The sequence below is a fragment of the Sphingobacterium sp. UBA5789 genome (genome assembly GCF_002418355.1).
Classification (GTDB): domain Bacteria; phylum Bacteroidota; class Bacteroidia; order Sphingobacteriales; family Sphingobacteriaceae; genus Sphingobacterium.
Map to the genome: position 1 here is coordinate 1,198,789 of NZ_DIDX01000004.1, position 14,213 is coordinate 1,213,001.

The following is a 14,213-nucleotide window of genomic DNA, read 5'->3' on the forward strand; positions in this document are numbered from 1 at the left end:
TTTGCAAAACAAAATTATCAAATAATGGAATTGAAACTCAAAACAACACAGGCCATCACCGCTACCAAAGCTATTTTCTTAGTTTGTGGGCTGGCCATTTCCAGTTGGGCGCCCATGGTTCCTTATGCCAAAGACAGATTGGGAATCAATGATGCCGATCTGGGAATTTTACTTTTGCTTTTGGGTGCGGGAGCTATTGCGATGATGCCTGTTAGCGGAATATTATCTCACAAATATGGTACACGCCGGGTTATACTTGTAGCGGCACTGGCTACAGCTTTTATACTTCCCTTACTTCTGGTTATTAGCTCGACGATATGGATGGGCGTTACTTTATTTCTTTTCGGAGGAGCACTTGGCACCGTGGATGTAGCCATGAATGCACATGGTGTACAGGTACAGAACAGTGCAGAAAAGCCAATTATGTCTTCCCTGCACGGACTTTTCAGTGTCGGTGGATTGTTGGGGTCTTTGGGGCTAGGCTTTCTGATTAAGATGGGGCTGCCACCCGTCACTGCAATTGTTGCTATATGCCTTTTACTTATCGGTATTGTATCCTGGAATTTCAGGTTTTTGTTTGATATGCATACCGAAAAGGAATTGATTGCAAAATTTGCGACTGCACCTGACGAAGAAAAAAAGACAGGTGTATCCTGGCTGCAGGCGAGTATCCTGTTTTTAGGGCTGATGTGCTTTATCACTTTTCTTTCTGAGGGAGCGATGTTAGACTGGAGTGCCATATTTCTTCGGGAAAATAAAGGTGTAGCACCGGAGCTTGCAGGCATTGGTTACGCAGCGTTTTCTGTAGCTATGGCAACCATGCGTCTTTTAGGCGACCGTATTGTTACCCGATTAGACGGAAAGACTGTGGTTGTAGGCGGTTCAGTGATTGCAGCTGCAGGGATTTTCATCGCTGTAGCCACCTCCTGGCTTCCGCTTACATTATTCGGATTTATACTTTTGGGAATAGGAGCTGCGAATATTGTCCCTGTATTCTTTAGTGAAGGCGGACGTATCCACAATGTTCCGGCCACGATTGCAATACCGGTTATCAGCACCATGGGATATGCCGGTCAGCTGGCTGGACCGGCTATGTTGGGTTATATCTCTTTCCGTTTTTCCATAGATACGGCCTTTTTACTGATTGCCTCCCTGATGCTCCTCGTAGCACTGACATACGGATTGCGAAAGACATCTAAAACCTGAGGAATCCCTGTGTATCTGTAAATCTTCCGCTTATCTGAGATCTGTAAGAGGGATGTGAATATAAAATATACTTCCAAAGCCTTCCTGACTGCGGACAGAAATAGACCAGCCCATCCTGGCCGCAAAGTCATCACATAACAAAAGTCCCAGACCCGTACCTTTTTCTTCCCAGGTGCCGGGATGGCTTTTTTTCGTGGAGATACTCTTCAGACTAAGCAGTTGTTCTTCGTTCATTCCGACTCCTTCATCTTTCACATAAATCTGTAGTTCTGTATCTGAGCGTTCGGCTCCGATAGTGATCGGACGACCTGTAAAACTAAATTTAATGGCATTGCTGATCAGATTACGGATAATAAATTCAAAACGTTTTTTATCTCCCTGTACAATCAATGTGTCCGGTATATGATTGAGTACGGATAAGCTCTTCATGGTGATCCTTTCCTGAAAAACCAATTGACCGGATTGCACGATTTCCCGGACTTCAAGAGGGACCAGCCGAAGCTCTTCACTGGACATTTGCCCTGCAGACCAGACTAACAATTCATCCAGCATCGTAGATGCAATATTTACTTCATGCCCGATTTTAAGCAATGAACTTCGGATATCTTCTGGTGGAATCTCCGCTATCTTAGAAAAAGATAACAAGGATTGAAAAGTACTGATAGGCGCACGCAAATCATGTGAAACCACCGAAAATATACGTGACCGGAACCGTTCAGCTGCTACCAATGATCGATGTTGCTCCTTAATCATCTCTGTCTGCTGCTGTATCTCTTCATTTGCCTTAAGCAATCTTTCTCTCTCTTCATTTAACAAATGATTTTTCCGTCTTATCAACACAAACAGCATCGCCAGTATCAGTACGATAGCTCCTGTAGCTACCCACAGTATCTTGATCCGGTTGGCTTCCTGCTCTATACTTCGATTCTCCAGTAGCAGATTTTTATTCTCCAGATCCTTTTTCTCGCTTTCATATTTTTCACGAAGTTCTTCCCTCACTTTGAGGCGCTGCAGACCAGCCTCTTCTTCACTCACGCGCAGCAGACTATCTTTATCCGTTAGCAGGACTGAAGTGTCTTTCTCTTTTACAGCTTTCGCAATTTTCTCAAAATCAGTACTGAATTCATCATTCAGATAATCCAGTCCACTCTCCCGGATCAGCTTTTTAATACGGGCAACCTCCTGTGTAGCCTCATCAAACAAACCTTGCTTCACCAGAATATTAGCACGGTTAATACGTGCATACGAACCGGCCATCTTATCTTTTGTCTTATCGGTAAGTGCTACCGCCAGATCTGTGTATTTTTTACTGAGATCCAGCTTATCATCCTTCAGATAGACGTAACTCAATAAGATATATGTATTTGAAAGATCCTGATCAGGCACATTCTTCTTTGCAAATTGTATTGTTTTCAGGAGATACTGCACCGCCTGCTTAATCGTCTCAGGTTCCCCGTTATCCAAAGCATCCTGGCTGTAGATATTCGAAATATTATTATACAGATTCCCGATAGACTGATTATCATTAATCTGTTCGGCCAGTTTCAGGCTCTCCTGATAATAACGTAAAGCCTGCTTGGTATCCCGGCTTTTATTAAATACGTTTCCGATATTCATAAAAGCACGCACCATTCCCTTCTTATCTCCTTTTGCTTCCCGGAGTTTTAAAACCTTAAAGTGAGTTTCAATACTCTTATCATACTCATTCAGTTTCAGATATATAACACCACTAAGGTTCAGAAAGTCCAAATCCAGATCTTTTAATTTCCGCTCTTTTGTAAGCTGCATACCATTATTTACCCATTCCTGAGCACGTTTGGCATCTTGAAGATATGTTGTAGAAGCCAGCTTGTAATAATAAACTGCCTTTAAAGAATCTGATGGTTCTTTATCAATCTTAGCCAGAATGCTGTCAGCTGCTGTTTGCTGTGCAAGTAAAGAACATGGAGTCAAAAACAGAACAAACCAGGACAAAAAATAAAACAAAAGTTTCATGAAGAAAGAATTGGACGCATAACAGACGTCAGTTTTTATAGGTAATAGGTAACAATCCAGTACAAATGTATAAATACGATTGGTAAAAAAGAAATTTCAACAAAAGGTATACAACAATGTTAGAAAAGCAGACTGCTATACCTCTGTTCGAGATTCGAAAGGCTTCATTTAAAGGTAAATCAACTCCAACATATACTGTCATAAAAATATTACCGTTACGAAAACGTTTAAGTGAACAACAGGGGTAAATGCTTACAGGATAAGTACAGGTTGATTATATATATTTGAAAATGACAACCAAAATCAACCTCTTCATTCTACTTTTTATTCTTTTTATAACAACTCCCTTACAGGCTCAGGAAAATGCTGTTTCCGGTTCGGATCAGCAGACTATCTCGCTAGCCGGTCAATGGGGTATCGCACTCGACATAAATGATGAGGGCATTCATAAAAAATGGTTTACAGGGACCTTACGCGATCAGATTACACTTCCCGGGACAACAGATATTGCCGGATTCGGGATTCCGGATCAGTCTCCGTGGATCAATTACCTGCAACGAAAACATAAGTATATTGGTGTCACCTGGTATCAGAAAAAGATTGTAATACCGCAGTACTGGAACGCCTATCAGGTAGAATTGCTGTTAGAACGTGTCAAATGGCAAAGCCGGGTATGGATAGACGGCAAAGAGGCCGGAGCTCCGCAGGATGGTCTTGTCACATCGCATATGCATACTCTCGGGCAATTATCTCCGGGAGAGCATATACTTACCGTACGGGTGGATAATCGCATGATACACCCAATAGGTGACAAAGGCCATAATTATACAGAACAGACGGAAAGTATATGGAATGGTATCGTGGGACAAATAGCATTGGTGCGCAAAAACATAATCACGGCAAAAAGAATACGACTGTTTCCGGATTATAAGAAGAAAACAGTTACTGCTGAAATTGATCTGTATAACCCCACCGGAAAAGAGGCTGCTGCCGAGCTTTATCTCTCCTTACAGGACAAACAACACTTACGGATCGGACAAGTCAAACATAAACAGCAAATCGGAACAGACAGTCTTGCCCGCATAAAAATCACTATTCCGGTAGACAACATCGCCTTATGGAGTGAATTTCAACAACCGCTGTATACCGCACAGGGATATATATCTGTACAGGGACAGCGGGAGCAGATCGTCCCTGTTACCTTCTCCTTTCGTGATATCAATACCACAAGTCATAAGATACTGATCAATAATATACCTACATTCATCAGAGGAAATCAGGAAGCATTAGGCTATCCGCCTACAGGTTACCCTCCAACAGATGTAGAAACCTGGCGTAAAATATTCAGTATATACAAACAATATAATCTCAACCAGGTAAGATTTCATTCCAGCTGTCCTCCTGAAGCAGCTTTTCAGGCGGCAGATGAACTGGGGATTTATATTATGGTGGAACTCGTGTGGATGACTTCCATCAATGCAAAACCCGATATTCGTCCTATCAGTGCCACGATGGGGATACCTCAGGGATTAGGAAATAATGACCGCAGTATAGATGATTTTGTGTACAGAGAAACCCGCAGATTGCTGGATCAGTACGGCAATCATCCATCCTTCTGCTTCTTTGCATTCGGTAATGAAATGGACAATCTGAACAAAGAAAAAATTGACAGATGGGTTGAAGAATTTAAAACGGATGATCCCCGTCGTCTGTATGCCGGAACAACGGCCAGAATGATTTTGCCTCATGACGATTTTCAGGATTCTCATCTTGTACCCGGCAAAGGTGCAGTAGTCAATAAGGCCGGAAATCCTTCCACCCTCACCAACTACGATTCAGCGTATTATTACAGTAAGGTTCCGGTCATTGCACATGAACTCGGCCAGTTTCCGGTTTACCCCGTCTGGTCCGAAATAAAAAAATATGACAGCACCGTATTCAGATTTATAAATCTGGAACGTAGTCTGGCCCTGGCAAAAGAAAATCAGATCAATCATCAGGACGAAACCTTCAGAAAAGCTTCAGGCCACCTACAGCAAGTATTATATAAGGAAGAAATAGAAAGACAGTTTTCATCCCGATACAGTGCCGGATTCAACTTGCTTCAGATGAATGATTATACCGGACAGGGAGAAGCCTTAGTCGGCTGGCTGGATGCCTTCTATGACAGCAAAGGAATCACGACTCCAGCCCTCTTTAGCCGCTTCTGCAATAGTGTAGTAGCTCTCGCAGCTTTTCCTAAAAGGGTCTTCATAAATACCGAACAACTTCCGGTAGAATTCAAAATTGCCAATTACAAAGGTTCCTCTTTACATACAGAATGGCATTGGCAACTGGGAAAAACCGGACAGCCTGCCATTCGTTCAGGTAAGATCAGAAAACAATCTGTATCTAACGGTACGGTAACTTCCGTTGGAAAAGCCGTAATAGATTTTCCAAAAATAAATACGGCAGAGGTATATACGTTGCGTCTTTACAGCAAAGACAGCATCATACAAAACAGTTGGGACTTTTGGGTATATCCTGAAAAGGAAATTAACACTGTAGGTTCTACAATCATAAGTACTTCTATAGAAGAAACACTTACGTTGGCAGAGAAAGGAAATAATGTACTCTTCCTGGCGCATAAGGCCGGTTTTGCTTCTCAAAAGAATTTTTCGGCATTTGTACCCGTATTCTGGTCCACTATATTTTTCCCGGGAGCCGGCACGCAAACATTAGGTGCATCTGTAGCCAATACTCATCCGGCAATGGCACTTTTCCCTTCCGGTGAAGCGCTGGACTGGCAATGGCAGGACCTGTGTAACCATTCCCGAGGAACTGTTCTGGATGGAGAAGCCTTATCCATTTCTCCTATTGTACAACCGATAGATGACTTCCATAACAATAAAAAACTGGCGGCTATCTATGAAATCAGGTATGGAAATGGCAGGATACTGATTTGCGGGTATGATCTTGCAAACGAGCTGGACATACGCCCTGCTGCACGTCAGCTAAGATCGAGTCTGCTCCACTATATGAATTCAGATAAATTCGACCCGCAACAAACATTAAGCAAGAGCTGGTTAATCCACAAATACACTCCGGTAGAAGACAAACAGGAAGAGAAACCTGGTAAAACGGATGCTTCTTCTGAAATGATCGTAAAAATGCCTTCCGAAACCAGATTCAGAAAAATTTCAGCTCAGAAATACGAGATTATCAGCACCACGCTTGCATTGGGTACTATCCGTATAAAAGGCGCCGACACAACATACCCCTTCACACATGAATTATGGATAAACGGGCGGAAAGCAACGCTTACAGAAGATGGAGCAGGATGGATCAAGACCACATATTTCAGGGAAGATTTTGAAGACAAAAAACTGATTATAGAATTCAGACCAACAAAAGAGTCGAAACCTTTTGAGCTGAAAGGCATAGAAATGAATCCAGATGCCAATGCCTCCTGAGAAATGACATTATCCAGAAGTTCTGTAACTAAAGACCCTTATCCTCCAATCGTGGATAAGGGTCTTGTGTAAATCTTTAAGCGTATTTTATTTTGAAAGGCTGAACTAAATTCCAACTTTCGTTCATGGATGTTTATTTGAGGAGTCAGTATACGTATTCGGAAAACTGACTGTATATTCCGAAGATGTACGAATTCAATGTCCGGTAAAACTATCCATTACCTGCATGACAGCCAAGCCTTCCGCTGCACTGCAGGGATTTGTACCCACACCACCGAAATAGTTGACAACTTCTTCAATCATAGGTTGCTGTACATGAGGTAAAAGCGCAAATTCAAACTCTTGCTCCCCATCCTTGTTGGATAACCGTATAATACGCTGATCAAAAAATGAAAAAGAGATACGTCCTTCTGAACCTATGATTTCGCATTCGTCCCGGTCCTCGTATGCATTAAAAGCCCATGTCCCCTGAAACATGATATCACTTTCAAATAAGATCTGTCCCGATACCATATCATGTGCCGGATATACTTTGGCCTGGTTGTGAGAGATACCGGTGCTTGTCACTACCTTACCGAAAAAATAATACATCAGATCGATCTGATGAGGTGCAATATCATGAAACAAACCTCCTCCGGATTGTTCCGGATCTACCCGCCACTGTATCTTAGGCTGTTCTAACTGCTCTGCTGTAAGGATTTTCTGATAATAATTTACCGAAGCCAGTCTGACGGTGCCAATAGCTCCTTCCTTTAATAATTCTTTTATTTTTCTGAAATAAGGCTGAGCACGGCGATAATGAGCAATGACCAGTTTGCGGCCGTATAACTGTTGAGCCTGCACCAGCTTTTCCGCTTCCGTACTGTTTAATGCCATAGGTTTTTCAACATATACATCTTTTCCGGCTTCCATAGCTGCTATGGCATATGCCACATGTGAATCCGGAGGAGTAGCAATATATACAGCATTCACATCCTGATCTCCTATCAGTGCCGTGCCATCCGTGTACCATCTGGATACACCATGTCTTTCGGCATAATCCTTAACTTTCTCTTCGTTTCTTCGCATCACAGCGATCAGATCCGAATTTGCAACCTTCTTAAATGCAGGTCCGCTTTTGACCTCCGTGACATCCCCCGCTCCGATCATACCCCAGTTGATCTGTATTGCCATTTACTTTATTTTTTTGAATGAATTTCCGCAGATAATATTTAAATCCCTCTACCCTCCGAACTGATTACCAATTGGGAGGCGTAAAAGTATCTTTCACCGGCACAAATATATAGTATGCCTTATAATAATCCGTATAATACTTATCCCTGATCTGCCCTCCTCCGTCTATGGTAGAAGATACCTGTATCAATGTATCTTTTTTAACCGTAAAATAGGTATAATTAAATTGTGCCAAAGGTGTATTCATACGTTGTACGACTAACCTCTCTCCTTCGGTTCTGTAATAACTCTGAAAAAGTGTACGGCTCTTTTTTACCATCTGATCTGCAATGCTGTTATTAAAAGCAGCTGCGTACGTACCTTTACGGAGTAGGGTATCATCCAGATCCAGCACCATATTCACCTGACCTGTGGGATAAAATTTATAAATTTCTCTTTCCTTAGCTGCCACAGATCTTTTGCTGTCACGCTGACTGGTCCATATTTCCTGCAGGACATACACTCCGTCAGTACGCAACATAGAGGTGTCGCTCAACTGAAAGTCCGGCTGGTAAAAAGAATAGTCTTTCTTTTGATAAAATTTATTCGAATTACAGGCCACAAACGCTGCACACATCGATGCTACGACTAGTGCAGTGATACTTATCCGGGAATATAAAAGGTTCATATACGCAAGTATTTAATGCAATAACAATTTGACGAAGCGTAAGTTTGCAGCTATGAAATAAGCTCAATATACTGTCCGGCATGAAAATACGGCTTATTGTACAATCTTCCCTTATGATAGTCCATATTTTTACGATCACCTCCTTAAAAAGCAAAAGATGATAAACATTTAAAGTTTTCTTACATTCGTATATTGATATAATTTCCCCGAAATGAAGAACAAAGCCAACGTCACAAATGCCAGTATTGATTCAGCAGGACTTCCAAAAGATTATCGTCAGGCTATTGCCGAGTATATCTGGAATGGATTTGATGCCAAAGCGACACATGTCAACCTGTATGCCGAAGCCAATGAACTGGGACATATTCAGCGTATAGTTATTGAAGACAACGGCGAAGGGATTCCTTTGGAAACCCTGAATATTTCTTTCGGAAATTTCCTGGATTCCCTTAAAAAGAAAAATATTCAACGATCCTCTTACACCAGGGGTAAAAAAGGAAAAGGTCGTTTTTCTTTTTCGTTGTTTGCGACCCGCGCAACCTGGCACACCGTTTATCTTCATGAAGGAAGTCTTCTGGAATACAGTATTGTTATAGAGCGTAATCAGAAAGATGAATATGAAGATATTAATAAAGTCATTTCTAAAGCCACCCATACCGGCACAAAAGTTATTCTGGAAGGTGTATTCGGCATCACCGCAGCACAACTGAGCAGCGCTGAGTTTAATACGTTTCTGGCTCAGGAATTTGGCTGGTTTTTATTGTTGAATAAAGATCTGGGATTCAATCTTTCGATCTCAGATGAACCGCTGGCCTATGAGCAGCTCATCTTAGAAAAAGATGCCGTTGTATGGACTATAGCCGATCATCAGGAACAGGTATATCCATTCCGTATCAACTACATCCGTTGGGGAGACAGCATAGGTGACCGTTACTATTATTATTTTCTGAATAAGGACAAAGTAGAGATTGCAAAAGAACTGACCAGCTACAATAATAATGCGATAGATTTTCATCATAGTGTATATATTGAATCTCCGTTTTTTGATTCCTTTGAACGGGAATCCTTAGCCGACAGCGAACAGGATAATCTTTTCAGTCAGCTCAATCATCATATTGTATATCGGAAACTAAACAGTGACCTGAAGGAATTTCTCTATCGAAAACAAAAGAAATATATCAAAGAAAAGGCAGCCGAGACCTATCTGGCAGATATAGAACAAAAGGCTGTGCTTCCGGTATTTTCCAGTGCAGAACAGGATAAAAAACAAGACTTGCTCCATGTGATCAAAGAACTCTACTGTATACAACCCAAAATATTCATGGGTATAAAGACAGAAACTGAAAAAACATTAATTGGGTTACTACACTTACTCCTGTCCACCCCGCAACGTGAAAATATATTGCCCCTTATGGAACAATTAGCTCCTCTTACAGAAGAGGAACGCAGCCTGTTGAGCAAGGTATTAAAACTGAATTAGGAGACAGAACAATAAAAAATCGGGTAATAAAGACTTTTCTCAGACAAAAATTACGGATAAGGATCTTTATATTTAAATCCTTTTTAATACAAGTTTATTAACACATTTTAATTGCAGTATACTATGTCTTCCAATCCGGTTGTTTATTTTGAAATTCCCGCTACTGACCTGCACCGTGCACGTACTTTCTACGAAGCGGTATTCGGTTTTGAGTTTGAAATGGATAATATTGATCACAATGAAATGGCTATCTTTCCTTTTAAAGAGGAAGAAAAGGGAATATCCGGAGCTTTGGCCAAAGGTGAGATCTATCAACCCGCTCTGACAGGGATTCTGATCTATTTTTATACACAGGATATCACACAAACACTAAATACTGCTGTTCAAAATGGTGCAGAAATACTTTATCCGGTGACCTCTAATGGTCAGTGGGGTTTTGTCGCCGAATTTAAAGATACCGAAGGCAACAGAATAGGACTACATCAGGCTCTTACCCAGGAGGGATAATATAATATTCATGCCCTATGCTACTCACCATTAGCTATTTCTCAGAAAAATACAGCCGTATCAAAGATGCCGTATTGCTAAAGCCTTCAGAATTTGCTTTTGTGCAGCTCTGTTCTTTATCTGAAAAACTTGTTACCAGCCGCAATAATTTTCATATGATTATCCTTGGTATAGAAGGACAAGCTAACGCAACCGTAGCCCAGCATCAGTTTAAAATCAGGCCATTATCTATCTCTATAATTCCGCCGGAAACCCTTTACAGCCTGCAAGATTACAGCCCTGATTTTCAGGCCTGTGTTTTTATATTTGAAAGCAATTTTATTAAAAAAGGGTTTGTCAGAAGCGAAGTCATGGATGAGCTTTTATATATCAACCCGGACTACCCTCCCGTTTTTGATCTGCCCGAAGCAGATTTCAATGACAGCATGTATAAGATGAGCCGAATACAGCATGAGATCAGCTTACAGTCCCCTTTCTTCCCAGATATTGTCCGGCTATATGCACTACAGCTACTCTATGATTACAACCGTATCTGCGAGATCTGTTTATTAAATTCAGGTACCGGAGTCAACAGGCCTTTTCAGATTCTGTACGCATTCAGAAGACTGGTCGAGCAGCATTTCAAAGAATGGAAAACCGTGAAAGATTATGCTGAAACATTACATATTTCTCCCAAGTACCTGAGTGAATGTGTCAAAGCACAACTCGGTGTACCGGCTATACACATTATTCAACAGAGGATTATCCTGGAGTCTGAACTTCTGCTCAATTATGGCGCTCTGAGTATCAAAGAAATTGCAGAGGAGCTGCATTTTGATACTGCGTCTCATTTTTCCAGATATTTCAAAACGGCAAAAGGTATTTCCCCAACAGAATTTCGCCAAAAACCGTAAAACTGATACGTCAAACCGTAGTATCGATATTGTACGACAGACCTCAACGGACGACTTTTGTATTGTTATCAAATACAATACATTTATGAAAAAAGCAACATTCATTTATCTCATTCTTACACCTCTTCTTAGTACTATGATAAACACTTCTGTCTATGCCCAATCCTCGCCATCTGCAAAATCAGAAATGGAAGCAGTACAATTCCGGATCGCAAGACCGACCAACAATTTAAAAGAAGTTGTCAGATTCTACACGGAAGGTTTAGGTTTGCCGCAGTTAGGGTCATTTAACGGACACGAAGGATATGATGGTGTAATGCTGGGCCTACCGGACAGCAGGCATCATCTCGAATTCACACAATATGCAGATCCTGTTTCATTGCCCGCTCCTACCAAGGAAAATCTATTGGTGCTGTATTATGATCGTCCGGAACAATATGAAGCTGCTAATAAAAGATTACAGAACATGAATATCAAGGCTGTTGCACCTGAAAATCCGTATTGGATAGACAAAAGTAAAACCTATGAAGATCCTGATGGCTGGCGGGTTGTTTTATTTAACGGAATATACACACCATAGCTATTTGGCTGTTAAAGGCACAAGCAACAACGGTTAAACCAAGGATAATTCTCTCCTTTCCAAGGAGAGATGCCCACAGGGCAGAGAGGTTAGAACATCAAACGAAAAAGACACAAGCAATATGCTTGCGCCAGAGAACCAACAACGGATAAACCAGATAATTCTCTCCTTTCCAAGGAGAGATGCCCACAGGGCAGAGAGGTTAGGACATGAAACGAAAAAGGCACAAGCAACATCCTTTGTACCAGAGAAGCAACAACGGTTAATCCCGATTAATTCTCTCCTTTCCAAAGAGAGATGCCCACTAGGCAGAGAGGTTAATAATACAAGTACAGAACCTCTCCCTAACCCTTCCGACGAGTGGGAACAGGTTCTCCTTAAAAGGAGAGGGAATAGCTTTTCCGATGATAAGTATTCTTGATCGCGTCTGCGGTGTCCTCACCTGCAGTATGATAACTCTGGTTTTATCATTTGGCGAGGACGCCAAATGACACTGATTTTAAGACTGTTACAACTTTTCTCTCCTTTCCAAGGAGAGATGCCCAAAGGGCAGAGAGGTTAGAGCATGAAACGAAAAAGGAACAAGCAATATCCTTGCGCCAGAGAACCAACAACGGTTAAACCAGATAATTCTCTCCTTTCCAAGGAGAGATGCCCAAAGGGCAGAGAGGTTAGAACATGAAACGAAAAAGACACAAGCAACATCCTTTGCACCAGAGAAGCAACAACAGTTAAATAAGTATTACGGTGGCTGAAACAATTATATCTTTTATCCTCCTATTATTTTTTTACCAAAGGCATTTCAGAGAGAAACTGAAGTTTTTCCGGCTCTTTAAAAACCATTTTACCATCCCGCTCTTCAATATCCCCATACCCTTCGATTACCGTATCTCCTTTAAATTTAAAAGCGACCTGGCGCACAGAAGTTGTACCCTCAGACTGAAATACATAATCCGCCAGCAACAAGCTGTCCGTCAATACGCCCTCAATGCTTCCGGTATTGCGGTCTTTTTCCTTAATCTGGTAAGCCAGTTCACCTGTCACCTTACCTTCCAGATTTGTCAGTTGAAGCACTATAGTATCTCCGTTATTCTGATAGCTGTACGTTACAGGTACAGGATTACTATCTGTGTTAATACTACTATCCTGAGTAGAGTCAGAACGTCCTGAAGATTGACAGGATACAAGTAATATTCCGGATGTCAGGATTAAAATTCCTTTTAAAATAGATCTGTTCATACTTTTGTTTTTCATTTGATAACCACCTTTGCACTCTTTTAAAGTAAGCTCTCAGCTAAGAAAGTAACAACAGACAACACATGTTGTTTCAAAAAACTTTCATTAGCGGTCTGAGATTATCTCCCCTTTCTATATTTTTTATTCGGCCTGTGTATCGTATTCCCTTTTCTATTCGTTCTGTTAGCAAATCAAATACGATATGAAACCTATACTTTACCTATCCTTTATCTGCCTGTTAAGCAGTTGCAATGCCGTTAAGCAAAATACATCAAAACCAAAAGAACTCATCAGAGACTGTCCCGAAGAAAAGATCACCAACAAAATGCCCGGCCCGGCTGTAAAAGGAGAAAAAGAAAAAAGCTATTATATCTACAAAGGCAAACGCAAAGAAATAAGCGACTTTGATGCAGCATGGATTTCTCAAAACTGTGAGGTCAAAGAAACAGTCGTCTATTAATCGTACTTCAGGAATTACCCGAGGCGGATAGCCAGGACTCTTTAGTAATCTGATAAACGACGTTTGTACGGGATGGTTCGCCATAATAAGCAACCTCCCGCTTACCCAGACTTACTCCCCCGATTCGCTCAACGGCAGTTTGAGAACGGATATTATCTGCTCCGACATGCAGATATACCGTATCGACATATTGGAAAATATAATCCAGCATCATCTTTTTGACCGCAGGATTAATTCCTTTACCCCAATATTTCGTCGCGTAAAAAGTATAGCCGATCAGAATGCTGCTGGCTTCCTCGTCATAATCATAGAAGCGTGTACTGCCGATGATCTCTCCCGTCTGCTTATCTACAATTTTGAAAGCCCCCTTACTGTTTACAGCACCTTCAAAGAACAACTGAAAAACCTCTCTCTTCCATCGATCCTTATTAGGATGCTGTTCCCATATTTTTTCATCTGAAGCAGCTGCATATAGCGGTTCAAAATCAGTTTCGGATAAAGGGACTAAGGCCACAAAGTCATTTTCTAGAAGGGGTTGAAGAGAAAAGTTCATAGTTATAAGCG

12 protein-coding genes are annotated in these 14,213 nt (G+C 41.4%); 7 read left to right on the forward strand and 5 right to left on the reverse strand.

The window, feature by feature from the left end:
• Positions 1-24 precede the first annotated feature (24 nt).
• Positions 25-1,206, forward strand: coding sequence for an MFS transporter (locus B4B65_RS14645; protein WP_293916325.1), 1,182 nt, complete (start codon positions 25-27; stop codon positions 1,204-1,206).
• Between the two features lie 30 nt (positions 1,207-1,236).
• Here B4B65_RS14645 and B4B65_RS14650 read toward each other — a convergent pair whose 3' ends face one another.
• On the reverse strand, positions 1,237-3,201 hold the full coding sequence (locus tag B4B65_RS14650; protein ID WP_293916327.1) for a tetratricopeptide repeat-containing sensor histidine kinase: 1,965 nt from the start codon (positions 3,199-3,201) through the stop codon (positions 1,237-1,239).
• A gap of 290 nt (positions 3,202-3,491) precedes the next feature.
• Between B4B65_RS14650 and B4B65_RS14655 the strand changes: the two genes are divergently transcribed.
• Positions 3,492-6,653 carry a sugar-binding domain-containing protein gene (locus B4B65_RS14655; protein WP_293916329.1) on the forward strand — a complete coding sequence of 1,054 codons (3,162 nt, stop codon included), beginning with the start codon at positions 3,492-3,494 and terminating at the stop codon, positions 6,651-6,653.
• A gap of 195 nt (positions 6,654-6,848) precedes the next feature.
• On the opposite strand, the gene B4B65_RS14660 is transcribed toward B4B65_RS14655, so the two are convergent.
• Together B4B65_RS14660 and B4B65_RS14665 are read right to left on the reverse strand one after the other, a co-directional pair.
• The gene (locus B4B65_RS14660; protein ID WP_293916331.1) at positions 6,849-7,826 is read right to left on the reverse strand and encodes a Gfo/Idh/MocA family protein; all 978 of its coding nucleotides are present in this window, start codon (positions 7,824-7,826) and stop codon (positions 6,849-6,851) included.
• Positions 7,827-7,890: 64 nt separating this feature from the next.
• The gene (locus B4B65_RS14665; protein ID WP_293916333.1) at positions 7,891-8,493 is read right to left on the reverse strand and encodes a hypothetical protein; all 603 of its coding nucleotides are present in this window, start codon (positions 8,491-8,493) and stop codon (positions 7,891-7,893) included.
• Between the two features lie 211 nt (positions 8,494-8,704).
• Here B4B65_RS14665 and B4B65_RS14670 point away from each other — a divergent pair, with 211 nt between their 5' ends.
• The 4 genes from B4B65_RS14670 (at position 8,705) to B4B65_RS14685 (ending at position 11,953) form a co-directional block, all read left to right on the forward strand.
• A complete protein-coding gene (locus tag B4B65_RS14670; RefSeq protein ID WP_293916335.1) occupies positions 8,705-9,973 on the forward strand; it encodes an ATP-binding protein in 1,269 nt (422 codons plus the stop codon).
• Between the two features lie 123 nt (positions 9,974-10,096).
• Positions 10,097-10,480 (forward strand): VOC family protein, encoded by a 384-nt coding sequence (locus B4B65_RS14675; RefSeq protein ID WP_293916337.1) that lies wholly within the window; start codon positions 10,097-10,099, stop codon positions 10,478-10,480.
• Positions 10,481-10,497: 17 nt separating this feature from the next.
• Positions 10,498-11,373 (forward strand): helix-turn-helix domain-containing protein, encoded by an 876-nt coding sequence (locus B4B65_RS14680; RefSeq protein WP_293916339.1) that lies wholly within the window; start codon positions 10,498-10,500, stop codon positions 11,371-11,373.
• Positions 11,374-11,458: 85 nt separating this feature from the next.
• Positions 11,459-11,953, forward strand: a complete 495-nt coding sequence (locus B4B65_RS14685) for a VOC family protein (RefSeq protein ID WP_293916341.1) — start codon at positions 11,459-11,461, stop codon at positions 11,951-11,953.
• A 780-nt stretch (positions 11,954-12,733) separates the two neighbouring features.
• Here the strand turns inward: B4B65_RS14685 and B4B65_RS14690 are convergent.
• Entirely contained in the window at positions 12,734-13,192 is a 459-nt protein-coding gene (locus B4B65_RS14690) for a hypothetical protein (RefSeq protein WP_293916343.1), read from the reverse strand.
• 199 nt (positions 13,193-13,391) lie between these two features.
• Between B4B65_RS14690 and B4B65_RS14695 the strand changes: the two genes are divergently transcribed.
• Positions 13,392-13,649, forward strand: a complete 258-nt coding sequence (locus tag B4B65_RS14695) for a hypothetical protein (protein WP_002994291.1) — start codon at positions 13,392-13,394, stop codon at positions 13,647-13,649.
• A 7-nt stretch (positions 13,650-13,656) separates the two neighbouring features.
• Here the strand turns inward: B4B65_RS14695 and B4B65_RS14700 are convergent, their stop codons facing one another.
• On the reverse strand, positions 13,657-14,202 hold the full coding sequence (locus B4B65_RS14700) for a GNAT family N-acetyltransferase (RefSeq protein WP_293916345.1): 546 nt from the start codon (positions 14,200-14,202) through the stop codon (positions 13,657-13,659).
• Between the last annotated feature and the right edge of the window lie 11 nt (positions 14,203-14,213).

What these genes read in the sequence shown, in the direction of transcription:
- B4B65_RS14665 (WP_293916333.1), bottom strand. Translation starts at nt 8,493, where the DNA reads ATGAACCTTTTATATTCCCGGATAAGTATCACTGCACTAGTCGTAGCA.
- B4B65_RS14655 (WP_293916329.1), top strand. Translation starts at nt 3,492, where the DNA reads ATGACAACCAAAATCAACCTCTTCATTCTACTTTTTATTCTTTTTATA.
- B4B65_RS14645 (WP_293916325.1), top strand. Translation starts at nt 25, where the DNA reads ATGGAATTGAAACTCAAAACAACACAGGCCATCACCGCTACCAAAGCT.
- B4B65_RS14695 (WP_002994291.1), top strand. Translation starts at nt 13,392, where the DNA reads ATGAAACCTATACTTTACCTATCCTTTATCTGCCTGTTAAGCAGTTGC.
- B4B65_RS14700 (WP_293916345.1), bottom strand. Translation starts at nt 14,202, where the DNA reads ATGAACTTTTCTCTTCAACCCCTTCTAGAAAATGACTTTGTGGCCTTA.
- B4B65_RS14670 (WP_293916335.1), top strand. Translation starts at nt 8,705, where the DNA reads ATGAAGAACAAAGCCAACGTCACAAATGCCAGTATTGATTCAGCAGGA.
- B4B65_RS14685 (WP_293916341.1), top strand. Translation starts at nt 11,459, where the DNA reads ATGAAAAAAGCAACATTCATTTATCTCATTCTTACACCTCTTCTTAGT.
- B4B65_RS14650 (WP_293916327.1), bottom strand. Translation starts at nt 3,201, where the DNA reads ATGAAACTTTTGTTTTATTTTTTGTCCTGGTTTGTTCTGTTTTTGACT.
- B4B65_RS14690 (WP_293916343.1), bottom strand. Translation starts at nt 13,192, where the DNA reads ATGAACAGATCTATTTTAAAAGGAATTTTAATCCTGACATCCGGAATA.
- B4B65_RS14660 (WP_293916331.1), bottom strand. Translation starts at nt 7,826, where the DNA reads ATGGCAATACAGATCAACTGGGGTATGATCGGAGCGGGGGATGTCACG.
- B4B65_RS14675 (WP_293916337.1), top strand. Translation starts at nt 10,097, where the DNA reads ATGTCTTCCAATCCGGTTGTTTATTTTGAAATTCCCGCTACTGACCTG.
- B4B65_RS14680 (WP_293916339.1), top strand. Translation starts at nt 10,498, where the DNA reads ATGCTACTCACCATTAGCTATTTCTCAGAAAAATACAGCCGTATCAAA.